This is a genomic window from Pseudomonas sp. UM16, from assembly GCF_050312595.1.
Lineage (GTDB): Bacteria > Pseudomonadota > Gammaproteobacteria > Pseudomonadales > Pseudomonadaceae > Aquipseudomonas.
This window is the reverse complement of sequence record NZ_JBNPJT010000022.1, coordinates 13,920-39,854: the sequence shown is the minus strand read 5'-3', so window position 1 is coordinate 39,854 and position 25,935 is coordinate 13,920. Positions and strand designations below refer to the sequence as shown.

Here is a 25,935-nt window from a genome sequence, read left to right as displayed (position 1 = left end):
GTCAGTTCTCCAGTACGTCGAGTAGGCCCAAGGGCAGAGGCACATCCATTACGCGGTCGAACAACCCGTACAAGGCGATGCTCATCAGGCCGATGATCACCACGCTGGGTAGCCAGCGCCCGCCATAAAGACGCGCCATTGGCACACCGATGAGGATGCTGCTGAGAATGAATCCGAACGATTCGAATGTGCCGGCGAATACCAGCAGCAGAGCAATGCACAGGCCGACCTTGCGCAGCGTGTCGCGGTCAAGTTCGGGTTCGTCGTCCTTGCGCACAATCGTGGTTGGGCGAATGGCCAGGTAGAGCAGGGCGGCGCCCATCAGGCCGAGCATCAGCAAGGGAAAGGCGCGAGGGCCGACCGGTTCATAGGAAAAGGCGGCCTGGTAAGGCCAGGCCATGACGGCCAGTACCGCACAGGCCGCTAGCAATATCAGGGCGAAGACGCGTTGCAGGATCATCGGGGGAATCCTCTTTTCGCTGGGCAAGCCCGTGCCCACAAACACTGTGTCATCCTGTGGGGGTGGGCTTGCCTGGCGATGCTTCTAAGGGGTTAGGGACTTACTGAATCAGCCCAAATTCCTTGGCCAGGGTCTTGTAGTCCGCCACCTGCTTCTTCACGTAGGTGTCCAGTTCGGCACCGGTCATGGCGAAGGGGAACAGTTCGCGTTGGTCGCGCAGCTTGGCGAAGTCTTCTGAGGCGAGCATCTTGTCGAACGAGGTCTTCCACCAGTCGTACTGTTCATCGGTGACCTTCGGCCCCACGTAGAAGCCACGCACTACCGGCCAGACGATGTCGTAACCCTGTTCTTTGGCGGTCGGAATGTCCTTCATTTCCGGCTCGTCGAGACGCTTCTCGGCGAATACCGCGAGCAGGCGCATGTCACCGCTCTGGATGTGCGGCATGGAGTCGGAGATGTCGGTACTGCCGACCTGGATATGCCCGCCGAGCAGCGCGGTGGCAATTTCACCACCGCCTTCGAGGGCGACGTAGCGCAGATCGCGCGGGTTGATGCCGGCCGCTTTGGCAATCAGCGCGGTCTGCATCCAGTCCTGGCTGCCGACGGTGCCGCCGGAGCCGATGACCACTTTGCTCGGGTCTTTCTTCAGCGCGGCAACCAGATCATCGAGGGTCTTGTAGGGTGAGTCGCTTTTCACCGCGATGGCGCCGTAGCTGGTGCCGACCGCTGCCAGCCAGCGCACGGCGTTCTCGTCGAAACGACCGAACTTGCCTTGGGCCAGGTTGAGCAGTGAGCCGCTGGACCAGGCCACCAGGGTGCCGGCATCGGCTGGACGCTGGGCGACCACGGCGTTGTAGGCAACCGCGCCGACGCCGCCAGGCATATAGGTCACGCGCATGGGTTTGGTGAGGATCTTCTCGTTGACCAGGGCGCTTTGCACCAGTTTGCAGGTCAAGTCGAAGCCACCGCCGGGGGAGGCCGGGGCGATGCACTCAGGGCGTTTGGGTTCTTCGCTTGCCAGGGCTTGGCCGGCAAACATGAGGCAGGCTGTGGCGAGGGCGATTCGGCGCAGTGAAAAGGTCATCGTCTATCTCCGTGAGCATTATTGTTATCGGGGATTACCACAGCGCAAGGCTGTAACTTACCAGCAGCCGCACTTCGTCCGCGTCGCGGGCGAAGTTGGAGCGGAAGGTAGCGTTGCGCAGGCGCACGGCGACGTTTTTCAGGGCGCCACTTTGCACCACATACTTGAACTCGGTGTTGCGTTCCCATTCCTTGCCTTCACCGCCATCGGCCAGGCTGACATTATCGCCGCTGATGTAGCGCGTCATGAAGGTCAGGCCAGGGATGCCCAGTTTGGCAAAGTCATAGTCGTAGCGGGCTTGCCAGGAGCGTTCGTCGGCGCCGGCGAAGTCGTTGATCTGGACGAAGTTGACCAGGTACGGGTCGGCGCCATCGACGTAAGGGAAGGCGGTGTCGCCAGACAGGTGCTGATAGCCGGCACTGAGCTTGTGGCCCACGAGGCTGTAGCTGAGCATGCCGTTGAGCGCGGTGTTGTCGATATTACCGCCGCGAGCCTGGCCCTGGTCGTCACTGAAGGCCATGCGCAGGTCGGCGCCGAAGGTGCCGGGGCCCCAGGGCTGACTGGCGATCATGCCGACGAAGTGCTGACGATAGACATCATCGAGCTGGGCCCAGTGGTAGCTACCGGTGATCTTGTCGGTGAACTTGTAGTCCAGGCCGGCCATGTCGAAATGGTTACCGGCAACGGTGCCAAGAAAGCGACTGTTCTTGTTGTTGAGGGCAATATCCTGGTTGTCGGTGCTGTCGCGATCCTTGGCCTTTTCCAGGCGGCCGCCGGTGAACGTCAGGTTTTTGATTTCGCCGGAGGTCAACAGGCCACCTTCGAAAGTCTGCGGCAGGATGCGGCCGTCGTTCGGCTGCAGTGTCGGCAGTTCCGGCATCAGGGTGCCGACCTTCAATTCGGTTTGCGAGATCTTCACCTTGCCGGTCAGGCCGAGCTTGGAGTACTCGTCAGCGGCACGCCCGCTATCGTGGGTCGGCAACAGGCCGCTGCCGGTGCGGTCAGGGCTGGAGTCGAGCTTGATACCGAGCATTCCCAGGGCATCGAGACCAAAGCCAACAGTGCCGTCGGTGTAGCCTGACTCGAAGTTGAGCATGAACCCCTGGGCCCACTCATCACGTTTGGACTGCTGGGCGCTGGTGCCATCGCGAAAGTCGCGGTTGAAGTACATGTTGCGGGTTTCGAAGGTCGCCTTGCTGTCATCGAAGAAGGCGGCCTGGCTCAGCGGGGCGACGCCGGCAAGGGCGAGGGCGCTGGCAACTGTGGTCTGGCGGGAAGGTAAACGGCGAGTAGGCGCGTACGCCTGTGGCTGTGTCGACAGCATCGTCAGTGACTCCGTTATTGTTCTTATTAGTTCGAACTTCATGTTCGGTTGTACGGCAAGCAGAGTGAGCCGTGAGAGGATGCTAGGGGCTGAACCTTTCGCTAACCTTTCAGCAGCTTTTCATTGTTACCAAGGCTTCACAGGCGGGCTGTCGGCTGTACACTCCGCGGCATTGATCGCGACGCGACCGGAGAAAGAACGATGCGTGTGCTGCTCGTCGAAGACCATCTGCAGCTGGCTGAAAGCGTGGCCCAGGCCCTGAAAAGCACCGGCCTTACTGTGGATGTACTGCACGATGGCGTGGCCGCCGACCTGGCCCTGGCCAGCGAGGAATATGCCGTGGCCGTACTCGATGTGGGCTTGCCACGCATGGACGGCTTCGAAGTGCTGGCGCGCCTGCGGGCTCGCGGCAAGACCCTGCCGGTGCTGATGCTGACCGCTCGCAGCGACGTCAAGGACCGGGTCCATGGCCTCAATCTTGGTGCTGATGACTACCTGGCCAAGCCGTTCGAACTGACGGAGCTGGAGGCACGGGTAAAGGCCCTGTTACGCCGTAGTGTGCTCGGGGGCGAGCGTCAGCAACGCTGTGGGCCGCTGGTGTACGACCTCGATACCCGACGCTTCAGCCTCGGTGACGAACTGCTGACACTGACCTCCCGCGAGCAGGCCGTGCTCGAGGCGCTGATTGCCCGCCCTGGGCGAGTGATGAGCAAGGAACAATTAGCCGCTCAAGTATTCGGCCTGGATGAAGAGGCCAGTGCCGATGCCATCGAAATCTACGTCCATCGCCTGCGCAAGAAGCTCGATGGACATGCCGTGGCCATCGTCACTTTCAGAGGGCTCGGTTACCTGCTCGAGCACCGCGATGCGTGACAGCGGCAGCCTGCGCGGGCGGCTGCTATGGAATCTGGCGATCCTCTTGGTGGTACTGATGCTGGCCAGCGGTCTGAGTGCCTACTGGAACGGTCGAGAAGCCGCCGACACGGCCTACGACCGCACCTTGCTGGCCTCGGCCCGGACCATCGCTGCCGGTTTGTCGCAGCGTGATGGCACCCTCAGTGCCGATGTGCCCTATGTGGCCCTGGATACCTTTGCTTATGACAGTGCCGGACGCATCTACTACCAGGTCAACGACATCCATCAGCGGCTGATATCCGGTTACGAAAATTTGCCCGCGCCGCCGCCTGGCACCCCGCGTACCGATGACTACCCGGCCTTGGCGCGCTTTTACAACGCTCGCTACCAAGGCCAGGATGTGCGCGTGGTCAGCCTGCTCAAGGCGGTTTCCGAACCCAACATGAACGGCATGGCCGAGATTCGCGTGGCTGAAACCGAAGAGGCGCGGGTGCGTATGGCCCGCAGTCTGATGGCCGATACTCTGCTGCGCCTGGGGATGCTGGCGCTTGGTGCGTTGATGCTGGTGTGGTTTGCCGTCAGTGCGGCGCTGCGGCCGCTGGAGCGCTTGCGGAGCGCCGTGGAAGAACGACAGCCCGATGACTTGCGGGCCCTGCCGCTGGTCGAGGTGCAGCGTGAGTTGAGCCCGCTGGTGCGTGCCTTGAACCATTTCACCGAGCGCCTGCGCGATCAGTTCGAGCGTCAAGCGCAGTTTATCGCTGAAGCCGCGCATGAACTACGCACGCCGCTGGCTGCGCTCAAGGCTCGGGTCGAATTAGGCCTGCGTTCGAATGAACCAGAGGTCTGGCGTGACACGCTGGAGTCGGCGGCCCAGGGCACTGATCGTCTGACACATCTGGCCAACCAGTTGCTATCCCTGGCGCGGGTTGAAAACGGCGCCAGGGCTATCGCCGAAGGGGGCGCGCAGTCACTCGACCTGAGCCAGTTGGCACGTGAACTGGGTATGGCGATGGCGCCTTTGGCCTATGGTCGTGGTGTGGCGCTGGCGTTGGAAGCCGACGCTCCGGTCTTGGTGCGGGGCGAACCGACCTTGCTCAACGAGTTGCTCAGCAACCTGGTAGACAACGCGTTGGCGCATACGCCCAAGGGCGGCAATGTGATTTTGCGCGTCTATGCGCCTGGGGTGCTGGAAGTCGAGGACGATGGCCCGGGCATTCCTGAGCAGGAGCGCGAACGGGTGTTTGAGCGCTTTTATCGACGTAGCGCCCAAGGCACCGGATTGGGGCTGGCGATTGTCGGTGAGATCTGCCGCGCACACCTGGCCCAGATCAGTCTGCATGATGGTGAAGGGGGCGGTTTGAAGGTGCGTGTCAGTTTCACCGTGAACTAGCGGAACATCGAGCGGGCAAACAGCAGGTCGCTGGCTTCCAGTTCAGTACCGGTGGGCAGCCCCAGGTGGCGGTACGCAGGCAGCGCTGCCAGAGGGCGCGATCTGGCGGTGGCTGGGCTCAAGGCGCGGGCGATCTGGACAATGTCGACGTAGTCGACTCGATCGCTGCCACGGTCCAGATCCAGGACCTGGCCTGGAAGCCTGACCAATTGTTCGGGAAATTCCCAGCTGCTGAGGATTTTGTCGCCCAGTGCCGGATGAATCTGATCGATCACGTAATTCAGGCACACTGGGTCCGAGAGCAGTTCGTTGTGCTCTTCGGCATAAATCAGAATCGGCAATACACCAATCTGGTGAACCAGGCCGGCCAGAGCGCCCTGGTCAGGCTTGAGCTGGGTATAGCGCTGACACAGCTCATAGCTGATGCCCGCCACCTCCAGACTGGTAGCCCAGACTTCACGCATCTTCTTTTCGACCACCTCGGAGCGGGCGTGAAAGATCTGCTCGATCACCAGGCCGACCGCCAGGTTGCAGCTGTAATTGATGCCTAAGCGAGTGATTGCAGTCTGCAGATCAGTGACTTCGACTGAAGCGCGCAGCAACGGGCTGTTGACCACCTTGATCAGGCGTGCCGAGAGGGCGGCGTCGCGGCCGATGACCTTGCTCAGGGCACTAACGCTGATTTCGCTGTCTTCGGCGGCCTCGCGGATGCTCAAGGCAACCTCCGGCAAGGTCGGCAGCACCAGGTCATCGTTGTCGATGGCGGCCAGCAACTGGGCCTGGACCATCTCGGCCAGCTTGTTCATCGTGATTCTCTAGCGCAATTCAAGGAGAGCCCCAGCCTGTTCGGGCCGGGGCAGGGCAGGCTTAGCGCTGGATCTCGCGGTCGCGATCCAGTTCGTAAGGCAATGACAGCAGCGCCAGGCGCGGGCCGTCAGGGCTGCCCAGGTGCAGGTTGTTGTCTGCCACAGCATCGGCGCTCAACACGGCCAGCAGTTCACTGCCCTCTGCGCTGCGTGCGGCCAGAACTACTTCGCCCACTGACGAACCGTGGGTCGGCGAGAAGATCTCGGTGCCAGGTTCGGGCACGCTGTCGCCGCTCAATGCCACACGGTATTGGCGACGTTTGAGTTTGCCCAGGTACTGCATGCGCGCGACGATTTCCTGGCCGGTATAGCAGCCTTTCTTGAAACTGACGCCGCCAACGGCCTGCAGGTTGATCATCTGCGGGATGAACAGCTCGCGAGTCTGGGCCATGACCTGGCCGATGCCGGCCCGGATTTGCCCGAGCAGCCAATTGTTAAGCTCGCCCTGCGGCAGTTTCTCGGCCAACTGCGCCTGAATGCTGGCAGCCTGTTCAGCAGGCACCCACAGCTCGATTCGAGCAGGCGACACAAGAATCGCAATCAGGCCGCTGTGACGTGTAATGCCATCCACCTGTGCCGGCAGCTCAAGGCCCAAGGCCTGCAATGCCGCTTCACCGTTTTGCAGGCCAAAGCGCAGCCAGGCGTCGCTCTCGTCGGTCAGTTTGGCCTTGGAGAACACGGCGTACTTTTTCAGGTCGGCCAGTTGCGCTTCGAGCAGCTCGCGGGTCATCGCCAGCAGAAAGCCATCGGCCTCAGGCAGGATGCGAAAGCTCGACTGCATTCGGCCTTTGACCATGCAACGAGCGCCCAGGCTGCTGGTGCTGTCGCTGAGGTAGTTGAGGTTGCAGGTCAGTTGGCCTTGCAGGAACTTGCCGGCATCCGAGCCGCGGACGGCGAGGATGCCTTCGTGGGACAGGGTGCAGAAAAAAGCGGAATCGGCCATGGGTCATCGCAGGGTAGTAAGACTGGGGGTCATGATAGAGCGCTGTCGGCAAAATAGGTAGTTGAGGGCACCCCTCTGTCATTATTTACTCACATGTCCGGACCAACGTCGCGTGTCCCAGGGGCGCTGGCTCTGTATACTGGCGGCCTATTTTCGGAGGGCGCCATGGTCGAACAAATTGAACTCAACAAGCTCTTTTGGCACAGCCGTCGTGGCATGCTCGAGCTGGACGTGTTGCTGGTTCCTTTCAGCCAGGACGTCTTTCCAACCTTGAGTCCGGAAGACCGCAAACTCTACTGGCGCTTGCTGAGCTGTGAAGACCAGGACATGTTCGGCTGGTTCATGGAGCGCAGCGAGTCCGAAGACCCTGAGCTGCAGCGCATGGTTCGCATCATTCTGGACCGTGTCCAGCCCAAGTGAGCGGTTCGAGTGCCGCTGGCAGGGCTCAACAAGCTTGCTGGCGGCCTACTTGGCCAGCTTGCTGCTGGCCTTATTGGCGCTGAGTCTGCTGCAGATCCCAGGGTGGCTGCAGGTGGCCGGCGTTGTTCTATGCGTGCTGCACGCCGGCTGGATGATCCCCCGGCGCATTCTGCTCAATCACCCGCAGGCGATTCGCGGCTTGCGCCGCGACCGTGACGGTTGGCAATTGTTCAGTCTGGCTCAGGGCTGGCAGCCGGTACAGTTACAGCCCGATAGCCTGGCCTTGCCGGGCCTGATCGTGCTGCGCTATCGCCGCCAAGGGTGGTTTTTCACCCAAGGCCTGTGCATTGCCCATGACGCGCTGGAGCCGGAGCAACACCGGCGCCTGCGCGTGCGGTTGAAGTTCAGTCGGCGTAGGTGGGCGGCTGCACAATAGTGTCGCGTGCTTCGGCGAGCATGCCGGGATAGTCCAGGGTGTAATGCAGCCCCCGGCTTTCCTTGCGCTGCATGGCGCAGCGGATCATCAGTTCGGCAACCTGGGCCAGGTTGCGCAACTCGATCAGGTCGCGGCTGACCTTGTAGTTGCTGTAGAACTCATCGATTTCATCCAGCAGCAGGCGCACACGGTGCTCGGCACGTTGCAAGCGCTTGTTGGTACGCACGATGCCGACGTAGTCCCACATGAAACGCCGCAGTTCGTCCCAATTGTGCGCGATGATCACGTCTTCGTCCGAGTCGGTAACCTGGCTGGCATCCCAGCAAGGCAGGGCCCGTGGCATGCTCACCTGGTCCAGGTGCGCTTCGATATCGGTGGCCGCGGCGCGGCCATACACGAAGCATTCGAGCAGTGAGTTGCTGGCCATGCGGTTGGCACCGTGCAAGCCGGTGAAGCTGGTTTCGCCGATGGCATACAGGCCAGGCACGTCGGTGTGGCCACGGTCGTCGACCATCACCCCGCCGCAGGTGTAGTGGGCAGCCGGCACCACCGGGATCGGCTGGCGGGTGATGTCGATGCCAAACGTCAGGCAGCGCTCATACACGGTGGGGAAGTGGCTTTTGATGAACGCTTGCGGCTTGTGGCTGATGTCCAGGTACACACAATCCACGCCCAGGCGTTTCATCTCGTGGTCGATGGCGCGGGCGACGATATCGCGTGGCGCCAGTTCTTCGCGTGGGTCGAAGCGCGGCATGAAGCGCTCACCGTTGGGTAGGCGTAGCAACGCCCCTTCGCCGCGCAGGGCCTCGGTGATCAGGAAACTCTTGGCCTGCGGGTGATACAGGCAGGTCGGGTGGAACTGGTTGAACTCCAGGTTGGCCACCCGACAACCGGCACGCCAGGCCATGGCGATGCCATCGCCGCAGGCACCGTCGGGGTTACTGGTGTACAGGTAAACCTTGGCCGCACCGCCGGTGGCAAGCACGGTGAAGCGTGCAGCAAAGGTGTCGACTTCGCCGGTATTGCGGTTGAGTACGTAGGCGCCCAGGCAGCGCTCGCCGTCCTGACCCAGACGGCGCTCGGTAATCAGGTCAACCGCCACCCGCTGTTCCAGCAGTTCGATGTTGGGCCGTTGCCGCGCCTGGGCCAGCAAGGTGGTAAAAATCGCTGCTCCGGTAGCATCGGCAGCATGGATGATGCGTCGATGGCTATGGCCGCCTTCGCGGGTCAGGTGAAACTCGAATCCACCGTCATCGACGCTGGCGTTTTCGTCGCGGGTAAATGGCACGCCTTGGTCGATCAGCCACTGGATCGCCTCGCGGCTATGTTCGACGGTAAAGCGCACAGCGTCTTCATGGCACAGGCCTCCCCCAGCATTAAGGGTGTCCTCGACGTGGGACTGCACGGTATCGGTGTCATCCAGCACCGCAGCGACCCCACCCTGGGCCCAGTAAGTTGAACCGTTGGCGAGATCGCCCTTGCTCAGCACGGCAATACGCAGGTGCCCGGGGAGGTTCAGCGCCAAGCTCAGACCGGCGGCGCCGCTGCCGATCACGAGGACATCATGTTGTAGTTGTTGGCTCATGTCAGGACACTAGTATCTGGAGAGGGGGATCGGCACAATAGTCAGGCGCTTATGGCAATGTGAAACTATCGTGAATCTGGACCGGTTGCCTTTATAGCAGCCCCAAGGCCCTGATTTCCAATGGTGCTGTAGGGTCCTGATAGCTTGTTGTGGGAACTTTCCGTGCTGAGCGGTTATCCATAGAAGGCTGCCTGCACACCACATTGCCGCGGCGACGCATGGCAGTAGCCCGTAACAAGGCGCTGTCGGCGTATTCGAGACCCGATTATCGACGCAGCCGGCCGTGACCGCGCTGCGTTTTTCGTGCGAGCCGACCAAGGGCCGCAGGAAACTTGCTTGGAGGGGAGAACTTTTGCGAAAAGCCCGAGTCTATGGTTGCAAGCCTGAACGATGCTTCTCGCAACGCTCCTTCACGTTCACTGAGGAGTGTTCATGCTAACCCAGGAAGAGGATCAGCAGCTTGTCGAGCGCGTGCAGCGTGGCGACAGGCGAGCGTTTGATCTGTTGGTGCTGAAGTATCAGCACAAGATTCTCGGGTTGATCGTGCGTTTTGTTCACGACACCCATGAAGCCCAGGATGTGGCGCAGGAAGCTTTTATCAAAGCTTACCGGGCGCTTGGTAATTTTCGCGGAGACAGTGCTTTTTATACCTGGCTGTACCGCATTGCCATCAACACGGCAAAGAACTATCTGGTGTCCCGCGGTCGGCGGCCACCGGACAGCGATGTAAGTTCCGAGGATGCGGAATTTTACGACGGCGATCATGGCCTCAAGGATCTGGAGTCCCCCGAGCGTGCGTTGTTGCGAGATGAGATCGAAGGCACCGTCCATCGGACCATTCAGCAACTGCCAGAAGATTTACGGACGGCGTTAACTTTACGTGAATTTGATGGTCTGAGTTACGAGGACATTGCGAGCGTCATGCAGTGTCCAGTGGGTACCGTGCGCTCCCGGATTTTCCGCGCTCGGGAGGCCATAGATAAAGCCCTGCAGCCGTTGTTGCAGGAAACCTGAGACAGCGGCGACAGCCAAGAGAGGAACCGCCATGAGTCGTGAAGCGTTGCAGGAATCGCTGTCCGCGGTGATGGATAACGAAGCGGACGAACTGGAATTACGTCGGGTATTGAACGCCGTCGATGATGCCGAAACCCGTGCCACCTGGTCGCGTTATCAGGTTGCCCGCGCAGCCATGCACAAGGAACTGGTGCTGCCGCAACTGGATATCGCCGCCGCTGTCTCTGCCGCGCTGGCTGACGAAGCCGCGCCGGTCAAGGTCAACCGTGGTCCATGGCGCAGCCTGGGTCGCCTGGCGGTAGCCGCCTCGGTAACGGTCGCGGTGCTGGCCGGTGTGCGTCTGTACAACCAGGACGAGATCAGTGGTGCCCAACTGGCTGCCCAGCAACCTGCACAGCAGAATCTGAGCATGCCACAAGTCCAGGGCCCAGCCGTGTTGGCAGGCTATAGTGAAAATGCAGAACAGCCTGGTCCGATGGCCAATGGCGTCCTGCAAGGGCAATCCGGCTGGCACGACCAGCGTCTGCCCGGCTATCTGCGCCAGCATGCTCAGGAAGCAGCCCTCAAAGGTACCGAGAGTGCTCTGCCTTATGCCCGTGCGGCTAGCCTGGAAAACCGTTAAGTAAGGAGGATCATGCGCGCGCTACCTCTTGTACCGCTGTTGCTGGGTGGCTGGCTGATTCTGCCGGCCCATGCGGCCAACTCCTCACCGGAGGCAGGCGACTGGCTCAAGAAGCTAGCCCAGGCCGAGCAACAGCAGAGTTATCAGGGTACTTTCGTTTACGAACGTAACGCCAGCTTCTCCACCCACGACATCTGGCATCGCGTCCAGGATGGCAAGGTCAGCGAGCGCTTGCTGCAGCTCGATGGCTCGGCCCAGGAAGTCGTGCGTGTCGACGGGCATACTCAATGCGTGAGCGGAACCCTGGTGCCGGGTGTGGCCAACTCCCCGGAGACTACCGCGCGAGTGCTTGATCCCCTGAAGCTGATGAGCTGGTACGACCTTGGGGTCGCCGGCAAGTCACGGGTGGCGGACCGTGCCGCGGTTATTGTGACCCTGACCCCGCGTGACCAGCATCGATACGCTTTCGAGTTGCATCTGGACAGCAAGACCGGTCTGCCGCTCAAGTCGTTGATGCTCGACGACAAGGGACGTTTGCTTGAACGTTTTCAGTTCACCCGTCTGGATACCTCCACTGCACCGACCGACGACGAGCTTAAGCCAAGCGCGCTGTGCAAAGCGGTAACTCACGTGGCGGCGCAGGCTGCACAGCCTGTCACCGGCTGGCGTTCGGACTGGCTGCCCCCTGGTTTCGAGCTGGTTGATAGCTCGATAGGCAAAGACCCGCAAGGCAAGAACACCGTCAACAGCCTGATGTACGATGATGGCTTGGCACGCTTTTCGGTGTTCGTTGAGGCCTTGGACGGAGGCTCCGCAGCGGATATTCGCACTCAGTTGGGGCCTACTGTCGCCGTCTCGCGCCGCTTGACTACGCCCAAGGGAGAGGTGATGGTAACTGTCGTTGGCGAAATTCCGATCGGCACTGCCGAACGAATTGCTTTGTCGATGCGTTCCCAGGATACCCAGGCGCAAAAATGACCAGCGGACACAGTGCTGAATGGCCGAGGATTGCTTGGCTGACATGATTGGCAAGCTTTGCAGTTTGCAAATAACTCAGAATTTTTCTATAGGTCAGTCCTTTCGGGGTCTGGCCTTTCCTGCGTTTGCAGGGCCCTACTGCTAACCACGCTCGATGTGACGGGAGCCGTATGTCAATACCACGCTTGAAAACCTACCTATCGTTGTTCGCCGCCGTGCTCATGCTCGGCCAGGTGGCCACCGTACAGGCCGAAGCCCTACCGGACTTCACCACCTTGGTCGAGCAGGCGTCGCCTGCGGTGGTCAATATCAGTACCAAGCAGAAATTGCCTGATCGCAAGTACGCATCCGGTGAGATGCCTGACCTTGAAGGCTTGCCGCCGATGTTCCGCGAGTTCTTCGAGCGCAATATGCCGCAAGCCCCGCGTTCGCCGCGTGGCGATCGCCAGCGTGAGGCGCAGTCGCTGGGTTCGGGCTTCATCATTTCCAGCGACGGTTACGTCCTGACCAACAACCACGTGGTAGCCGACGCCGACGAAATCATCGTGCGCCTGTCTGATCGCAGCGAGTTGCAAGCCAAGCTGGTGGGCACCGACCCACGCACCGACGTGGCTCTGCTCAAGGTTGAAGGCAAGAACTTGCCGACCGTCAAACTGGGTGACTCCGAGAAACTCAAGGTTGGCGAATGGGTGCTGGCCATCGGTTCGCCGTTTGGTTTCGACCACTCGGTGACCAAAGGTATCGTCAGCGCCAAGGGCCGGACCCTGCCGAACGACACCTACGTGCCATTCATCCAGACCGATGTGGCGATCAACCCGGGTAACTCCGGTGGTCCGCTGTTCAACATGAATGGTGAAGTGGTGGGTATCAACTCGCAGATCTTCACCCGCTCCGGCGGTTTCATGGGCTTGTCGTTCGCGATCCCGATCGATGTGGCGCTGGATGTCTCAAACCAACTGAAGAAAGACGGCAAGGTCAGTCGCGGCTGGCTGGGCGTGGTGATTCAGGAGGTCAACAAAGACCTGGCCGAATCCTTCGGTCTGGATAAACCGGCCGGTGCCCTGGTGGCACAGGTGCTGGAAGATGGCCCGGCAGCCAAGGGTGGCCTGCAGGTGGGTGACGTGATCCTGAGCATGAACGGTCAGCCGATTGTCATGTCTGCTGATTTGCCGCATCTAGTTGGCAGTCTGAAGGATGGCGCCAAGGCCAAGCTCGACATCATTCGTAACGGCAAGCGTCAGGACCTGAGCATCACTGTGGGTGCGCTGCCGGACGACGACGCTGATATCACCACCAATGCCCAGGGCGGTGTTGAGCGCAGCAGCAATCGTCTCGGTGTGTCGGTTGCCGACCTCACCGCTGAGCAAAAGAAAGCCCTCGAACTCAAGGGTGGTGTGGTCATCAAGGAAGTCCAGGATGGCCCGGCCGCCTTGATCGGCCTGCGTCCGGGTGATGTCATCAGCCACCTGAACAACCAGGCGATTCTCTCGGCCAAGCAGTTCACTGAAATTGCCAAGGAACTGCCGAAGAATCGCTCGGTGTCGATGCGCGTGCTGCGTCAGGGCCGTGCCAGTTTCATAACCTTCAAGCTGGCTGAGTAAACCAGGCGTCTTGTTTGGCGCTCTCTGGTGCTGGAAGTAAAAAGCCCGATGCACACGCATCGGGCTTTCTGTTTTCTGGCCGCTATGAGAGTCGACATGCCTAACTGAAAATGGACATCACGGTCCCGACAACGCCGATAGCTGCTGTTGAGTTGAAGCAGAGCAAAGTGTTGTCCAAGCGTGCAAGGCAGCCGATTCCTTCAGTTATGCCGGCAAGACCGTCAAATGGCTGGTATTGCGTATCGACCGTGCCGTTTGGCATGAAACGCATGTATCGGATTCCGTTCCCCTCACCAATGACTACGAGCTTGTTATCAAGCGCTAGGGTCATGCTATGCCAGCTGTTGTCAAGCGGAGGGGAAAGATCTGTCAGGACAGGTTCGCCATTGTTGAAACTCGTATCCGGTGAGCCATTCTGTGTGAACTGCCAAAGCAATGCGTGATTTCTGAGTGGGTTGCCGGCATGGGCACAGCCTGCAACGATGAGTTCTCCGCTTGGTCGCTGTAAAAAATGATTGAGCGATGTGGGTTGTTCAGCTGCGCGCAACCGGATAACCCCCTCAGCACCAAAAGAGGGGTCCAGCGTTCCATCGTTGCGGTAACAGGCGATAAAGCCCTGTTGTTCTGGTTTCCCAAGTGCCTGCGTTCCTGAGACAAGAAAGGTGTCAGGTAGCTGCACCAGGCCGCAAATCGAAACATCATCATCGCCTGGCAGGATTTCGATAAACTCAAGCGAGCCAAATCCAGGTGTGCCATCCAGGCCCTGGCGATAGACCCTGGCGGTCCCAGGCCGGTCTTGGGTGGCGAGGAGATTGATACTCGCCAGCAGATGCTGGGCATTGACAGTCAACCGATTTTTGCCAATCACCAGTCCGGTGTCGTCTGGAACGCCCAGCCAGGAAGTTCGAGTGGGCCCGGCACCATCGGGGCTAAACCAGCAGATGACGGGCTTTGTCAGTTGGGACCCCCAGGCGGCACTCCACCCCAGCAACAGGATGTGCTCATCCTCTGTGACTGCCAAAGCTTCGGTGGATGATTGTTCCTCGGAATTGAACAGTCCGAATTTAATGCCTTCGTCGGCGAAATGGAGATCGATTTCTCCGTTTGCGCTAAAGCGGGTCATGGCGTAATACCGTCTACCACTGCTGTCGAATGCCAGTGCACTGGCGAGAATATTCTCCTGTTGAAGGGCAATATCTGTGATATTCCGACCTTGCGAGATGAATTGCGGTAGCTCGGCTCGACCGAGTACGCCGAAATTGGGGTCGTAATTGCCAGCTGGCAGTGTCGAAGTGTTCATGCGCGGGCTCCAAGGGGGCGTGCGTCCTGAGTTTAAGCGCCCGAGCGAGGCTGCTGAACTGGCAGAATTACTAGGTCGGGCGTACCAATCGAGCAATGCAGCAACATCAACATCCAATGGTTAGTGGGTGGGCGTGGCGGCTTGCACAGGCTTCAGGTACAATTCCCGGCTATTTTTCGGTGGGCGTCCGGCCCGCAGCCTTTTTGAGTGTTGACCCGTGAGTGATTTGAGTCATATCCGCAATTTCTCCATCATCGCCCACATTGACCATGGCAAGTCGACCCTGGCCGACCGCTTCATTCAGATGTGCGGTGGCCTGTCTGCGCGTGAAATGGAAGCCCAGGTACTCGATTCCATGGACCTGGAGCGTGAGCGCGGTATCACCATCAAGGCTCACAGCGTCACCCTGCACTACAAGGCGCAGGACGGCAAAACCTACCAGCTGAACTTCATTGACACCCCTGGCCACGTTGACTTCACCTATGAAGTCAGCCGCTCCCTGGCGGCGTGCGAGGGTGCATTGCTGGTGGTCGATGCTGGCCAGGGCGTTGAAGCCCAATCGGTTGCCAACTGCTACACCGCCATCGAGCAGGGCCTTGAGGTCATGCCGGTGCTGAACAAGATGGACCTGCCCCAGGCTGACCCGGACAAAGTCAAGGACGAGATCGAGAAGATCATCGGCATTGACGCTACCGACGCCGTGGCTTGCAGTGCCAAGAGCGGCATGGGCGTGGACGAGGTGCTCGAGCGCCTGGTACACACCATCCCTGCACCCACCGGTGACATCGAGGCGCCGCTGCAGGCGCTGATCATCGACTCCTGGTTCGACAACTACCTGGGCGTCGTGTCCCTGGTACGTGTGCGTCACGGTCGAGTGAAGAAGGGTGACAAGATCCTGGTCAAGTCCACCGGCAAGGTGCACCTGGTCGACAGCGTCGGTGTATTTACCCCCAAACACACCCAGACCGCAGACCTCAAAGCGGGTGAAGTAGGCTTCATCATCGCCAGCATCAAGGACATTCATGGTGCCCCAGTCGGTGACACCCTGACCTTGAACTCCACCCCCGAAGTTGAAGTGCTGCCAGGCTTCAAACGCATTCAGCCACAAGTTTATGCCGGCCTGTTCCCGGTCAGTTCCGATGATTTCGAAGATTTTCGTGATGCATTGCAGAAACTGACCTTGAACGACTCGTCGCTGCAGTACATGCCGGAAAGCTCTGACGCACTGGGCTTCGGTTTCCGTTGTGGCTTCCTCGGCATGCTGCACATGGAGATCATCCAGGAGCGCCTGGAGCGCGAATACGATCTGGACCTGATCACCACCGCGCCGAGCGTAATCTTTGAGGTCAAACTCAAGACCGGCGAAACCATCCACGTCGACAACCCGTCGAAGCTGCCGGATGTGTCCTCGGTCGAAGATTTCCGTGAGCCGATCGTTTCGGCGACCATCCTTGTGCCTCAAGAGCACCTAGGCAACGTCATTACCCTGTGCATCGAGAAGCGTGGCGTTCAACGCGACATGCAGTTCCTCGGTTCGCAGGTGCAAGTGCGCTACGACCTGCCGATGAACGAAGTGGTACTGGACTTCTTTGACCGTCTGAAGTCCACCAGCCGTGGTTATGCGTCGCTGGACTACCATTTCGACCGCTACCAGTCGGCCAACCTGGTCAAGCTCGATGTACTGATCAACGGTGACAAAGTCGACGCCCTGGCGTTGATCGTGCACCGCGACAATGCGCACTACAAGGGCCGCGCATTGACCGAGAAGATGAAGGAACTGATTCCTCGGCAGATGTTTGACGTGGCAATCCAGGCCGCCATTGGCGGGCAGATTGTGGCGCGAACCACTGTCAAGGCGCTCAGAAAGAACGTACTGGCCAAATGCTACGGTGGTGACGTGAGCCGTAAGCGCAAGCTGTTGGAGAAGCAGAAGGCCGGTAAGAAACGCATGAAACAGGTCGGCAACGTGGAAATTCCACAAGAAGCCTTCCTCGCCGTGCTCAGGTTGGAATAATTAGGTCCTATGTCGCTAAATTTCCCGCTGTTGCTAGTCATCGCCGTTGCCGTCTGCGGTCTGTTGGCCCTGGTCGATCTGCTGTTCCTGGCCCCGCGCCGGCGTTCGGCAATCGCCAACTATCAGGGCAGCGTCAACCAGCCCGAAATGGCAGTGGTCGAGCAGTTGAACAAGGAGCCGTTGCTGGTTGAGTACGGCAAGTCGTTCTTCCCGGTGCTGTTCATTGTCCTGGTGTTGCGTTCATTCCTGGTCGAGCCTTTCCAGATCCCGTCGGGATCGATGAAGCCGACCTTGGAAGTGGGCGATTTCATCCTGGTGAACAAGTTCTCCTACGGCATTCGCCTGCCGGTGGTCGACAAGAAGATCATCGAGATCGGTGACCCGCAGCGCGGCGACGTCATGGTGTTCCGCTATCCGAGCGACCCTAACGTCAACTACATCAAGCGTGTGGTTGGCTTGCCGGGCGATCAGATTCGCTACACCAGCGACAAGAAGCTGTTCGTCAACGGCAAACCGATTGCCGAACAGTTGGTAGGCACCGAACCAGGCACCCTGGGCAGTGCTGAGCTGTACAAGGAAAAACTCGGCGAAGCCGAGCACCTGATCCGCAAGGAAATGAGCCGCTATCGCATGCCGCCTGACCAGCAATGGACAGTCCCGGCCGGCCACTACTTTATGATGGGTGACAACCGCGACAACTCCAACGACAGCCGTTACTGGGATGATCCCAATATTCCCAAGGCGCTGCATGGCATGGTCCCGGACCAGAACATCGTCGGCAAGGCCTTCGCGGTCTGGATGAGCTGGCCAGAGCCTAAGCTCAGCCACTTCCCCAACCTTTCGCGGGTCGGTCTGATCAAGTAACACCACAACGGCGCTGTCCTGGGACAGCGCCGAATGCATTTCTGGCATAGGCTAGTTCAGAGGGATCCGTGGATCCGCCTGAGCCGCCAGTGCCAGTTGGCACGAGCCAAACAGTCTTTCAGGATTTTGATTTGAACAAAGCGTTGAATATCGACCACGAACTGCGCGTGGGTACACTGTGAGCGTTCCTTTGAGCCGCCTCGAGCGCCAGCTCGGTTACACCTTCAAGAACCAGGAGCTGATGCTGCTGGCCCTGACGCACCGCAGTTTTGCCGGGCGTAATAACGAACGCCTCGAGTTTCTCGGCGATGCGATCCTCAACTTCGTCGCCGGTGAAGCGCTGTTCGAGCGCTTTCCCCAGGCCCGTGAAGGCCAGTTGTCGCGCTTGCGCGCGCGTTTGGTCAAGGGCGAGACCCTGGCGGTACTTGCTCGCGGTTTCGACCTCGGCGAGTACCTGCGTCTGGGTTCCGGTGAGCTGAAAAGCGGAGGTTTTCGCCGCGAATCGATCCTGGCTGACGCGCTAGAAGCGTTGATCGGCGCGATCTACCTGGATTCAGACATGCAGACCGCGCGCGAGCGTGTGCTGGCCTGGCTGACCGGGGAGTTCGAAAGCCTGACCCTGGTCGATACCAATAAGGACCCGAAAACCCGTCTGCAGGAATTCTTGCAGTCGCGGGCCTGCGACCTGCCGCGTTACGAAGTGGTGGATATTCAAGGTGAACCCCATTGCCGGACGTTTTTCGTCGAATGCGAAGTGACCCTTTTGACTGAAAAAAGCCGAGGGCAGGGCGTTAGCCGGCGTATCGCCGAGCAAGTCGCGGCCGCTGCAGCACTGATCGCCCTGGGCGTGGAGAATGGCAATGACTGATTCGAATACTACTCGCTGCGGCTACGTCGCCATTGTCGGCCGCCCGAACGTCGGCAAGTCGACCCTGCTCAACCACATCCTCGGCCAGAAGCTGGCGATCACCTCGCGCAAGCCGCAGACCACCCGCCACAACATGCTGGGGATCAAGACCGAGGGTGATATCCAGGCGATCTACGTCGATACCCCGGGTATGCACAAGGGCAACGAAAAGGCCCTCAACCGCTACATGAATCGCACCGCCTCGGCCGCTCTCAAGGACGTCGATGTGGTGATCTTTGTGGTCGACCGCACCAAGTGGACCGACGAAGACCAGCTGGTGCTGGAGCGTGTGCAGTATGTGCAGGGCCCGGTGATCCTGGCGATCAACAAGACCGACCGAATCGAAGAGAAAGGCGATTTGATCCCGCACCTGCAGTGGCTGCAGGAGCAACTGCCGAACGCTGAGATCGTGCCGATCTCCGCCCAGCAGGGGCACAACCTCGATGCCCTGGAAGGTCTGATCGCCAAGCACCTGCCAGAAAATGATCACTTCTTCCCGGAAGACCAGATCACCGACCGCAGCAGCCGCTTCCTCGCCGCCGAGCTGGTTCGCGAAAAGATCATGCGCCAGTTGGGTGCTGAGCTGCCGTACCAGATCACCGTGGAAATCGAAGAGTTCAAGCAGCAGGGCAAGATCCTGCATATCCATGCGCTGATTCTGGTCGAGCGTGACGGTCAGAAGAAGATCATCATTGGCGACAAGGGCGAGCGCATCAAGCGCATTGGGTCCGAGGCGCGCAAGGATATGGAAGTGCTGTTCGACGCCAAGGTCATGCTCAACCTCTGGGTCAAGGTCAAGGGCGGCTGGTCCGACGACGAACGCGCCTTGCGTTCGCTGGGCTACGGCGACCTCTGATCGCATCAGGCCCGGCAGCGTCCGCTGTCGGGTCGAACCTCTTCGAAAGCGCCGCTCATGGAACTGCCAATTGGCCAACCGGCCTACGTGCTGCACAGCCGGCCCTACCGTGAAACCAGTGCGCTGGTGGACTTCCTCACCCCGCAAGGGCGCCTGCGCGCGGTATTGCGCCGTGCGCGTGGCAAGGGCGGCAGCCAGGCGCGTCCCTTCGTTCCCCTTGAAGTCGAATTTCGCGGACGCGGCGAGCTGAAGACGGTCAGCCGTCTGGACAGTGTCGGCGTGGCCGCCTGGCTCAATGGCGATGCGTTGTTCAGCGGCCTGTACCTCAACGAATTGTTGATTCGCCTGCTGCCCGCAGAAGATCCACAACCGGTGCTGTTCGAGCATTACGCTGCCACCCTGCAAGCGCTGGCTGCCGGGCGGCCGCTTGAACCGTTACTGCGCGCTTTCGAATGGCGTCTGCTCGATGAGCTTGGCTATGCCTTCGCCCTGGACCAGGACGTCAATGGCGAGCCGCTGGTGATGGACGGCCTGTACCGCCTGCAGGTAGACGCTGGGCTTGAGCGCGTGTACTTGCTGCAACCCGGATTGTTCCGCGGTGAAGCGCTTGCCGCCATGGCTGAGGCCGACTGGAATGTGCCTGGCGCCTTGAGTGCGGCCAAGCGTTTGATGCGTCAGGCGCTGGCCGTGCACTTGGGTGGGCGGCCACTGGTCAGTCGCGAACTGTTTCGCAAGCGCTGAGCACGTCGTATGCTGTCAGGCTCAACTTTCAGGAGAGCCTCTTCGTGACTCAAAGCAACCGCATGCTCCTCGGCGTGAACATCGACCACGTGGCGACTCTGCGCCAGGCGCGAGGTACGCGCTATCCCGACCCGGTCAAGGCCGCGCTGGACGCCGAAGAAGCGGGCGCCGATGGCATCACCGTGCACCTGCGCGAAGACCGCCGGCATATCCAGGAGCGCGACGTACTGGTGCTCAAGGACGTGCTGCAAACGCGCATGAACTTCGAAATGGGCGTCACCGAAGAAATGATGGTGTTCGCCGAGCGTATCCGTCCGGCGCACATTTGCCTGGTACCGGAAACCCGTCAGGAACTGACCACTGAAGGTGGCCTGGACGTCGCCGGTCAGGAGGCGCGGATCAAGGCTGCGGTTGAGCGTTTGTCGCGCATGGGTTCGGAAGTTTCCCTGTTCATCGACGCCGATGAACGACAGATCGAAGCGTCACGCCGCGTTGGGGCTCCGGCGATCGAACTGCACACCGGCCGTTATGCCGATGCCCAGACCCCGACCGAGGTTGCTGAAGAGCTCAAACGTGTCGCCGACGGGGTGGCCTTTGGCTTGGCCCAGGGTTTGATCGTCAATGCCGGCCATGGCCTGCATTACCACAACGTTGAAGCCGTTGCTGCTATCAAGGGCATAAATGAGCTGAACATTGGGCATGCACTGGTGGCCCATGCGCTGTTTGTTGGCTTCAAGTCGGCGGTGGCGGAGATGAAAGCGTTGATCATGGCGGCGAGTCGCCACTAATCAACCTGAACTGAGTTGTAGGAGCAACTGTCTGTCCCACAGTTAACTAGGTGACAGACAGTTGCTCCTACATTTATGCAGTCTGAGCAAAAACCAGGCTGAAGCGGGTCAATCCATTCAACTCGCTCTTCACCTCAACCCGCCCGCCATGCACGTCCATGATCGACTTCACGATCGCCAACCCCAAGCCAGTCCCCCCTTCCAGTCGACAGCGCCCTGAACCCGCCCGATAAAACCGCTCGAACAGATACGGTAAATGCGCCGGCTCAATACCCGACCCGTGATTCTCCACCGACAACCGTACTTCATCACCGCAGCGCTCGATGGCGATGTCAATCGGCAACGCCTCGGGACTATGACGGATGGCATTGCTCAACAGGTTCGACAGCGCCCGCTGCACCATCAGGCGATCAGCCATGACGGTGCCCCAACCGTGTAAACGCAGGGTGATGCCTTTCTGTTCGCTGCTGAATTCAAACAGTTCACTGACGCGTTTGGCTTCATCGGCCAGGTTCACCGGCTTTAGGGCTACCAGGGTCTGCGGCTGACTGACCTGGGCGAGGAACAGCATGTCGTTGATGATCCGGTTGAGCCGGGTCAGTTCTTCGATGCTCGCCTCCAGCACGTCCTTGTATTGCTCCACCGGGCGCTCACGGGCCAGGGTGACCTGGGCTTTGCCCATCAGGTTGCCGATCGGCGTGCGCAGTTCGTGGGCAAGGTCGTCGGAGAACTGCGAGAGTTGCTGCACGCCGCCATCAAGACGGTCGAGCATGACATTGATGGTGATGGCCAGTTCACTCAGTTCCAGCGGCAAATCATTCACCGGCAGGCGCAACGCCAGTTGCTGGGCGGACACTTGTTCGGCGATGTGGCGGAACCTGCGCAATGGCATCAGCCCACGTTGCACCAGTTTCCAGGCACCGAAGCCGATCAGCAGCACCAGCAATGGCAGGGCCAGCAACGTTGAGCGCAGGTAAGCCTGCAACAGGCTGTGGTCATCAGCAAGATTGACCGTGAGCAGTACGCGTACATCGGTGCCGTCCTGCAGACGCATCAGTCGTGAGGCGGTGAGCAGGTGATTGTCGGCGCTGTCACGCCATTGGTGGAAGGACAGTTGTGTGCTGCCGGGGATCTGCATCAGGGCCTCGGCTTCGAGCCCCGGTCCCAAGGTCAGCAGGGCGGAATGGCGGCCAGTCAGGGCGATTACGCTCAGGCTCAGGTTGTCATGACCCATCACCACATCCAGTAGCGGGTGCGCGGAGGTTTGCAGGTCACCGCTCTTGAGGTCGATGTTCAGGCCATGTTCGATCTGGCCCATCTTCGCCGTCAGGCTTTTGCGCGCCCGGCTGTCCAGTTCATGGTCCAGGGCCAGCACTGCCAGGCACGCCAGGAGCAGCACCAGGGCTGCGCCCATCAAGCTGACACTCAGCCCCAGGCGCAGGGACAGTCGCGCCGATTTCATTCGCGGGCCTCGAGCACGTAACCGACGCCACGCAGGGTGTGGATCAGTTTGTCGTCGAAGGGGTCATCAATCTTGGCTCGCAGGCGGCGAATCGAAACTTCCACGACGTTGGTGTCACAGTCGAAATTCATGTCCCAGACCAGCGAGATGATCTGAGTCCGCGACAGCACTTCGCCGCTCTGGCGCATCAACAGGTGCAGCAGAGCGAACTCCTTGGCGGTCAGGTCGATGCGCTGGCCACCGCGATACGCTCGGTGACGACCAGGGTCCAGCTCCAGGTCGGCGACTTTCAGGGTGTTTGGTTGCAAGGCTTGATCGTTGCGGCGCAACAGGCTGCGGATGCGTGCCAGTAGTTCGGGGAACTCGAAAGGCTTGAGCAGGTAGTCGTCGGCGCCCAGGTCCAGGCCTTTGACCCGGTCTGACAAGCGACCATGGGCGGTGAGCATCATGATCCGGGTGCTGGAGTCAGCGCGCAGGCGCTGGAGTACGGTCCAGCCATCGAGCTCAGGCAGGTTGACGTCGAGAATGATCAGGTCGTAAGCCTGCTGGCGAGCCAGGTGCAGGCCGTCGGCACCGCTGTGGGCGCAATCGACGATGTAGCCGTTTTCGCTCAAGCCCTGTTGCAGGTAATCGGCGGTACGGAGCTCGTCCTCGATAATCAGTAAGCGCATGGAATGACCCGATGATGGAAAAGGCGGTGATTCTCAACCCTGAAGTAACTGCAGGGTCAAGCGCCGCAGAGGCAGCAAGCGGCGGATACTAATTCATCCTGTGTACGGCTGCGGCTGGATAACAGATTTGTAATTTTCAAGTCATCTTGGGGATAAACCCCGGTTACTACAGTGCGGGCTTCGAAAAAGGCGCAGGAGTCCCTCATGTTTTGCACCCTGGACAGGCCCGGCACAGGCCGTGGCCGTATTCTGCTGACGTTGGTATTGCTGGCCTTGCCGTCGTTGGCACTAGCGCAAGGTAGCGTGTTGACCCTCGACAGTGCCCTGCGTACAGCCTGGGATAACAACCCTGAACTGGCGGCGGCGCGTTGGGGCATTGATATCGCTGAAGGCGAGCGGATTCAGGCGGGTGTATTGCCTAACCCGGAAGTGGGCTGGGAAATGGAAGACACCCGCTCAGGCTCGCAGACCACCACCGTCAGTGTCAGCCAGATGTTCGAATTGGGTGGCAAGCGCGGTGCGCGATTGAGCCTGGCCGGGCGCGATGCAGAGTTGGCAGCGTTGGAGCTTGAGCGCCAGCGCAACGTTTTGCGCGCTGAGGTGTTCGGTGCCTTTCAGGCAGCGGTGCAAGCCCAGGAAGGGCTGCAACTGGCCGAGGAATCATTGCGCTTGAGTGAGCGCGGTTTGCAGGTAGTGCAGGGACGGGTCAAGGCGGGCAGCGCCTCACCGGTAGAGGCAACCCGGGCTCAAGTGCAGGTGTCCGAGGTGCGTCTGGCGCAGGGCCGGGCCGAACAGGCATTAACAGTCGCCTATCAGCAATTGGCAGCAACCACGGGCGCATCCATGGCGCAGTTCAGCCGGGTCGAGCAGGCAGACGCCGAGACGCTGACGATGCCAAGCCGTACGCTGCTGCTCGAACGCCTGGAGCAGACGCCGGACATGCGCATGGCGCGGCTGCAAATCGATCAGCGCGAAGCCGCACTCGATCTTGCCCGGACCCAGCGAATTCCAGATCTGACGGTTAGTGTCGGCAGCCAGTACAGCGAGACCGATCGCGAACGCATCAATGTCGTCGGCGTGTCGATGCCTATCCCTTTGTTCGACCGTAACCAGGGCAATGTCCTGGCGGCGGCCCGGCGCGCCGATCAGGCCCGTGATCAGCGCAACGGTGCTGAACTGCGCCTGCGTAGCGAAGTGGTTCAGGCCCTGGCGCAATGGGGCACTGCCGCCCAGGAAGTGCAAGCCTTCGACCGCTCGATTCTGTCTTCGGCGAAGCAAGCAGTGGATGCCGCTACCCGCGGCTTCGAGCGCGGCAAATTCAGTTTTCTCGATGTCCTCGATGCTCAGCGCACCCTGGTCGCGGCCCGTCTGCAGTACCTCCAGGCGCAGGCCCAGCAGAGCGAGGCGCGAGCGCGCCTGGAGCGGATTTTCGGTGATCTGAGTCTGGCCAGTCGTTAAGCCCCCATTTTTGATCGAAGCCACTCATCCGACGGTGAGTGCTAAGGAGTCTGCATGAACAAGAAGTCGACAACGCTGCTGATCGCGGCCTTGTTGCTGGGCCTGGGGCTGGGCGTGCTGTTGGCGCGCCCGGGCGCTGCGCTGCAAGGCGCGGCGGCACCCGTCTCAGCTCATGAACACGCTGAAGGTGAGCATGAAGAAGAGGGGGAAAGCGAGCATGCTGAGCCTGCCAAGGCTGGTCACGCGGAGGAGGGGGCGATCACCCTCAGCCAGGAACAGATCGACCTCGCCGGTATCGAGTTGGCCACTGTTGGCCCACGGCAATTGCAGCGGACCCTGGCGCTGCCGGGGGAGATCCGTTTCGATGAGGACCGTACCGCGCACATAGTGCCCAGGGCCGCCGGCGTGGTCGAGTCAGTTGCCGTGGTACTCGGTCAGCAGGTCAAGGCCGGTGATTTGCTGGCGGTGATCGCCAGCCCGCAGATTTCCGAACAGCGCAGTGAACTGGCTGCAAGCCAGCGCCGTCTGGAACTGGCACGCAGTACCTATCAACGAGAAAAAGACTTGTGGCAGGAAGGTATCTCCGCCGAGCAGGACTACCTGCAAGCGCGTCAGGCGTTGCAGGAGGCTGAAATTGCCCAGGCCAATGCCCGGCAGAAAATCAGCGCCCTGAGCGGCACCACGGTGCTGGCAGGCGGCAACCGCTACGAACTTCGTGCCCCGTTCGCCGGGCAGATCGTCGAGAAGCATCTGGTGCCGGGCGAGGTGGTCAATGAGACCAGCGCAGCGTTCACCTTGTCCGACCTGTCGCGGGTCTGGGCAACATTCGGCGTGGCGCCGCGGGACCTGGGCAAAGTCCGCAGCGGCATGGCAGTGATTATTGTCGCCAGCGAACTGGGTGAGCAGGTCGAAGGGCGGATCACTCATGTCGGCAGCTTGCTTGGTGAGCAGACCCGCACTGCCAGCGTCCGGGTGACGCTGGACAACCCGCAGGGTGCCTGGCGCCCAGGGTTGTTTGTGGCGGTTCAGGTGCCGACGGAAAAGCTTGCCGAGGCCTTGAGTGTGCCGGACCAGGCGATCCAGACCCTCGAAGAAAAACCCACGGTATTCGTGCGTACCACCGAAGGTTTCATCGCCCAGCCTGTGGAACTGGGTAGCAGTGCCAACGGCTATGTCGAAATCCGCAAGGGCCTGCAAGCCGGTCAGCAGGTGGCGGCGTTGGGCAGCTTCGTCCTCAAGTCGGAGCTGGGCAAAGCCAGCGCCGAACACGCCCACTGATCTGCGCGAGTACCTCTT

At 60.4% G+C, this 25,935-nt stretch carries 25 protein-coding genes; 16 read left to right on the top strand and 9 right to left on the bottom strand.

The window, feature by feature from the left end:
• Position 1 precedes the first annotated feature (1 nt).
• From ACQRAX_RS22260 to ACQRAX_RS22250, 3 genes are all read right to left on the bottom strand, one after another.
• Entirely contained in the window at positions 2 to 460 is a 459-nt protein-coding gene (locus ACQRAX_RS22260) for a tripartite tricarboxylate transporter TctB family protein (protein WP_412039686.1), read from the bottom strand.
• 100 nt (positions 461 to 560) lie between these two features.
• Positions 561 to 1,544, bottom strand: a complete 984-nt coding sequence (locus ACQRAX_RS22255; protein ID WP_412039685.1) for a Bug family tripartite tricarboxylate transporter substrate binding protein — start codon at positions 1,542 to 1,544, stop codon at positions 561 to 563.
• 34 nt (positions 1,545 to 1,578) lie between these two features.
• A complete protein-coding gene (locus ACQRAX_RS22250; RefSeq protein ID WP_412039684.1) occupies positions 1,579 to 2,868 on the bottom strand; it encodes an OprD family porin in 1,290 nt (429 codons plus the stop codon).
• 201 nt (positions 2,869 to 3,069) lie between these two features.
• Between ACQRAX_RS22250 and ACQRAX_RS22245 the strand changes: the two genes are divergently transcribed.
• Both ACQRAX_RS22245 and ACQRAX_RS22240 read left to right on the top strand, forming a co-directional pair.
• Positions 3,070 to 3,741, top strand: coding sequence for a response regulator (locus ACQRAX_RS22245; protein ID WP_412039683.1), 672 nt, complete (start codon positions 3,070 to 3,072; stop codon positions 3,739 to 3,741).
• On the top strand, positions 3,734 to 5,113 hold the full coding sequence (locus tag ACQRAX_RS22240) for a sensor histidine kinase (protein ID WP_412039682.1): 1,380 nt from the start codon (positions 3,734 to 3,736) through the stop codon (positions 5,111 to 5,113). Before ACQRAX_RS22245 ends, ACQRAX_RS22240 begins: the two co-directional genes overlap by 8 nt.
• On the opposite strand, the gene ACQRAX_RS22235 is transcribed toward ACQRAX_RS22240, so the two are convergent.
• Positions 5,110 to 5,919 (bottom strand): HDOD domain-containing protein, encoded by an 810-nt coding sequence (locus ACQRAX_RS22235; protein WP_412039681.1) that lies wholly within the window; start codon positions 5,917 to 5,919, stop codon positions 5,110 to 5,112. The two genes, ACQRAX_RS22240 and ACQRAX_RS22235, sit on opposite strands and share 4 nt — an antisense overlap.
• Before the next feature lie 61 nt (positions 5,920 to 5,980).
• Positions 5,981 to 6,922 (bottom strand): YgfZ/GcvT domain-containing protein, encoded by a 942-nt coding sequence (locus ACQRAX_RS22230; protein ID WP_412039680.1) that lies wholly within the window; start codon positions 6,920 to 6,922, stop codon positions 5,981 to 5,983.
• Positions 6,923 to 7,087: 165 nt separating this feature from the next.
• Between ACQRAX_RS22230 and ACQRAX_RS22225 the strand changes: the two genes are divergently transcribed.
• Both ACQRAX_RS22225 and ACQRAX_RS22220 read left to right on the top strand, forming a co-directional pair.
• Positions 7,088 to 7,342, top strand: a complete 255-nt coding sequence (locus tag ACQRAX_RS22225; RefSeq protein ID WP_412039679.1) for a succinate dehydrogenase assembly factor 2 — start codon at positions 7,088 to 7,090, stop codon at positions 7,340 to 7,342.
• The gene (locus ACQRAX_RS22220; RefSeq protein ID WP_412039678.1) at positions 7,326 to 7,778 is read left to right on the top strand and encodes a protein YgfX; all 453 of its coding nucleotides are present in this window, start codon (positions 7,326 to 7,328) and stop codon (positions 7,776 to 7,778) included. Before ACQRAX_RS22225 ends, ACQRAX_RS22220 begins: the two co-directional genes overlap by 17 nt.
• Here the strand turns inward: ACQRAX_RS22220 and nadB are convergent.
• Positions 7,747 to 9,363: an L-aspartate oxidase gene (nadB, locus tag ACQRAX_RS22215; protein WP_412039677.1), complete on the bottom strand. Its 1,617-nt coding sequence runs from the start codon at positions 9,361 to 9,363 to the stop codon at positions 7,747 to 7,749. The genes ACQRAX_RS22220 and nadB overlap by 32 nt on opposite strands.
• 432 nt (positions 9,364 to 9,795) lie before the next feature.
• Between nadB and rpoE the strand changes: the two genes are divergently transcribed.
• From rpoE to ACQRAX_RS22195, 4 genes are all read left to right on the top strand, one after another.
• Positions 9,796 to 10,377 (top strand): RNA polymerase sigma factor RpoE, encoded by a 582-nt coding sequence (gene rpoE, locus ACQRAX_RS22210; protein ID WP_010220971.1) that lies wholly within the window; start codon positions 9,796 to 9,798, stop codon positions 10,375 to 10,377.
• Between the two features lie 31 nt (positions 10,378 to 10,408).
• Positions 10,409 to 10,999 (top strand): RseA family anti-sigma factor, encoded by a 591-nt coding sequence (locus tag ACQRAX_RS22205; protein ID WP_412039676.1) that lies wholly within the window; start codon positions 10,409 to 10,411, stop codon positions 10,997 to 10,999.
• A 12-nt stretch (positions 11,000 to 11,011) separates the two neighbouring features.
• Positions 11,012 to 11,977 carry a MucB/RseB C-terminal domain-containing protein gene (locus ACQRAX_RS22200; RefSeq protein WP_412039675.1) on the top strand — a complete coding sequence of 322 codons (966 nt, stop codon included), beginning with the start codon at positions 11,012 to 11,014 and terminating at the stop codon, positions 11,975 to 11,977.
• Positions 11,978 to 12,198: 221 nt separating this feature from the next.
• A complete protein-coding gene (locus ACQRAX_RS22195) occupies positions 12,199 to 13,578 on the top strand; it encodes a DegQ family serine endoprotease (protein ID WP_412039905.1) in 1,380 nt (459 codons plus the stop codon).
• Between the two features lie 100 nt (positions 13,579 to 13,678).
• Here the strand turns inward: ACQRAX_RS22195 and ACQRAX_RS22190 are convergent, their stop codons facing one another.
• Positions 13,679 to 14,878: a hypothetical protein gene (locus ACQRAX_RS22190; RefSeq protein ID WP_412039674.1), complete on the bottom strand. Its 1,200-nt coding sequence runs from the start codon at positions 14,876 to 14,878 to the stop codon at positions 13,679 to 13,681.
• 217 nt (positions 14,879 to 15,095) lie between these two features.
• On the opposite strand from ACQRAX_RS22190, the gene lepA reads away from it, so the two are divergent.
• From lepA to pdxJ, 6 genes are all read left to right on the top strand, one after another.
• A complete protein-coding gene (gene lepA, locus ACQRAX_RS22185) occupies positions 15,096 to 16,892 on the top strand; it encodes a translation elongation factor 4 (protein ID WP_412039673.1) in 1,797 nt (598 codons plus the stop codon).
• Between the two features lie 9 nt (positions 16,893 to 16,901).
• Complete coding sequence (lepB, locus tag ACQRAX_RS22180; protein WP_412039672.1) at positions 16,902 to 17,756, top strand: signal peptidase I; 855 nt, start codon at positions 16,902 to 16,904, stop codon at positions 17,754 to 17,756.
• A 178-nt stretch (positions 17,757 to 17,934) separates the two neighbouring features.
• A complete protein-coding gene (rnc, locus tag ACQRAX_RS22175) occupies positions 17,935 to 18,624 on the top strand; it encodes a ribonuclease III (RefSeq protein ID WP_412039671.1) in 690 nt (229 codons plus the stop codon).
• The gene (era, locus tag ACQRAX_RS22170; RefSeq protein ID WP_045185654.1) at positions 18,617 to 19,519 is read left to right on the top strand and encodes a GTPase Era; all 903 of its coding nucleotides are present in this window, start codon (positions 18,617 to 18,619) and stop codon (positions 19,517 to 19,519) included. The genes rnc and era overlap by 8 nt, the downstream gene beginning before the upstream one ends.
• A 57-nt stretch (positions 19,520 to 19,576) precedes the next feature.
• Positions 19,577 to 20,260, top strand: a complete 684-nt coding sequence (gene recO / locus ACQRAX_RS22165) for a DNA repair protein RecO (RefSeq protein WP_412039670.1) — start codon at positions 19,577 to 19,579, stop codon at positions 20,258 to 20,260.
• A gap of 62 nt (positions 20,261 to 20,322) precedes the next feature.
• Entirely contained in the window at positions 20,323 to 21,048 is a 726-nt protein-coding gene (gene pdxJ / locus ACQRAX_RS22160) for a pyridoxine 5'-phosphate synthase (RefSeq protein ID WP_412039904.1), read from the top strand.
• Positions 21,049 to 21,121: 73 nt separating this feature from the next.
• Here pdxJ and ACQRAX_RS22155 read toward each other — a convergent pair whose 3' ends face one another.
• Entirely contained in the window at positions 21,122 to 22,510 is a 1,389-nt protein-coding gene (locus ACQRAX_RS22155) for a heavy metal sensor histidine kinase (protein ID WP_412039669.1), read from the bottom strand.
• Positions 22,507 to 23,181, bottom strand: a complete 675-nt coding sequence (locus ACQRAX_RS22150; RefSeq protein ID WP_412039668.1) for a heavy metal response regulator transcription factor — start codon at positions 23,179 to 23,181, stop codon at positions 22,507 to 22,509. Before ACQRAX_RS22150 ends, ACQRAX_RS22155 begins: the two co-directional genes overlap by 4 nt.
• A 204-nt stretch (positions 23,182 to 23,385) precedes the next feature.
• On the opposite strand from ACQRAX_RS22150, the gene ACQRAX_RS22145 reads away from it, so the two are divergent.
• A complete protein-coding gene (locus ACQRAX_RS22145; protein ID WP_412039667.1) occupies positions 23,386 to 24,639 on the top strand; it encodes a TolC family protein in 1,254 nt (417 codons plus the stop codon).
• Between the two features lie 54 nt (positions 24,640 to 24,693).
• Complete coding sequence (locus ACQRAX_RS22140) at positions 24,694 to 25,917, top strand: efflux RND transporter periplasmic adaptor subunit (protein WP_412039666.1); 1,224 nt, start codon at positions 24,694 to 24,696, stop codon at positions 25,915 to 25,917.
• The last annotated feature ends 18 nt before the right edge of the window (positions 25,918 to 25,935 follow it).

Bases quoted from the DNA above. Each gene is read 5' to 3' on its own strand.
- ACQRAX_RS22140 (WP_412039666.1), top strand. From the start codon at position 24,694: ATGAACAAGAAGTCGACAACGCTGCTGATCGCGGCCTTGTTGCTGGGC.
- pdxJ (WP_412039904.1), top strand. From the start codon at position 20,323: ATGCTCCTCGGCGTGAACATCGACCACGTGGCGACTCTGCGCCAGGCG.
- ACQRAX_RS22245 (WP_412039683.1), top strand. From the start codon at position 3,070: ATGCGTGTGCTGCTCGTCGAAGACCATCTGCAGCTGGCTGAAAGCGTG.
- ACQRAX_RS22145 (WP_412039667.1), top strand. From the start codon at position 23,386: ATGTTTTGCACCCTGGACAGGCCCGGCACAGGCCGTGGCCGTATTCTG.
- ACQRAX_RS22230 (WP_412039680.1), bottom strand. From the start codon at position 6,922: ATGGCCGATTCCGCTTTTTTCTGCACCCTGTCCCACGAAGGCATCCTC.
- ACQRAX_RS22200 (WP_412039675.1), top strand. From the start codon at position 11,012: ATGCGCGCGCTACCTCTTGTACCGCTGTTGCTGGGTGGCTGGCTGATT.
- rpoE (WP_010220971.1), top strand. From the start codon at position 9,796: ATGCTAACCCAGGAAGAGGATCAGCAGCTTGTCGAGCGCGTGCAGCGT.
- ACQRAX_RS22225 (WP_412039679.1), top strand. From the start codon at position 7,088: ATGGTCGAACAAATTGAACTCAACAAGCTCTTTTGGCACAGCCGTCGT.
- ACQRAX_RS22250 (WP_412039684.1), bottom strand. From the start codon at position 2,868: ATGCTGTCGACACAGCCACAGGCGTACGCGCCTACTCGCCGTTTACCT.
- ACQRAX_RS22190 (WP_412039674.1), bottom strand. From the start codon at position 14,878: ATGAACACTTCGACACTGCCAGCTGGCAATTACGACCCCAATTTCGGC.
- ACQRAX_RS22155 (WP_412039669.1), bottom strand. From the start codon at position 22,510: ATGAAATCGGCGCGACTGTCCCTGCGCCTGGGGCTGAGTGTCAGCTTG.
- ACQRAX_RS22150 (WP_412039668.1), bottom strand. From the start codon at position 23,181: ATGCGCTTACTGATTATCGAGGACGAGCTCCGTACCGCCGATTACCTG.
- ACQRAX_RS22195 (WP_412039905.1), top strand. From the start codon at position 12,199: ATGCTCGGCCAGGTGGCCACCGTACAGGCCGAAGCCCTACCGGACTTC.
- ACQRAX_RS22235 (WP_412039681.1), bottom strand. From the start codon at position 5,919: ATGAACAAGCTGGCCGAGATGGTCCAGGCCCAGTTGCTGGCCGCCATC.
- nadB (WP_412039677.1), bottom strand. From the start codon at position 9,363: ATGAGCCAACAACTACAACATGATGTCCTCGTGATCGGCAGCGGCGCC.
- ACQRAX_RS22260 (WP_412039686.1), bottom strand. From the start codon at position 460: ATGATCCTGCAACGCGTCTTCGCCCTGATATTGCTAGCGGCCTGTGCG.
- era (WP_045185654.1), top strand. From the start codon at position 18,617: ATGACTGATTCGAATACTACTCGCTGCGGCTACGTCGCCATTGTCGGC.
- lepB (WP_412039672.1), top strand. From the start codon at position 16,902: ATGTCGCTAAATTTCCCGCTGTTGCTAGTCATCGCCGTTGCCGTCTGC.
- recO (WP_412039670.1), top strand. From the start codon at position 19,577: ATGGAACTGCCAATTGGCCAACCGGCCTACGTGCTGCACAGCCGGCCC.
- ACQRAX_RS22240 (WP_412039682.1), top strand. From the start codon at position 3,734: ATGCGTGACAGCGGCAGCCTGCGCGGGCGGCTGCTATGGAATCTGGCG.
- ACQRAX_RS22255 (WP_412039685.1), bottom strand. From the start codon at position 1,544: ATGACCTTTTCACTGCGCCGAATCGCCCTCGCCACAGCCTGCCTCATG.
- ACQRAX_RS22205 (WP_412039676.1), top strand. From the start codon at position 10,409: ATGAGTCGTGAAGCGTTGCAGGAATCGCTGTCCGCGGTGATGGATAAC.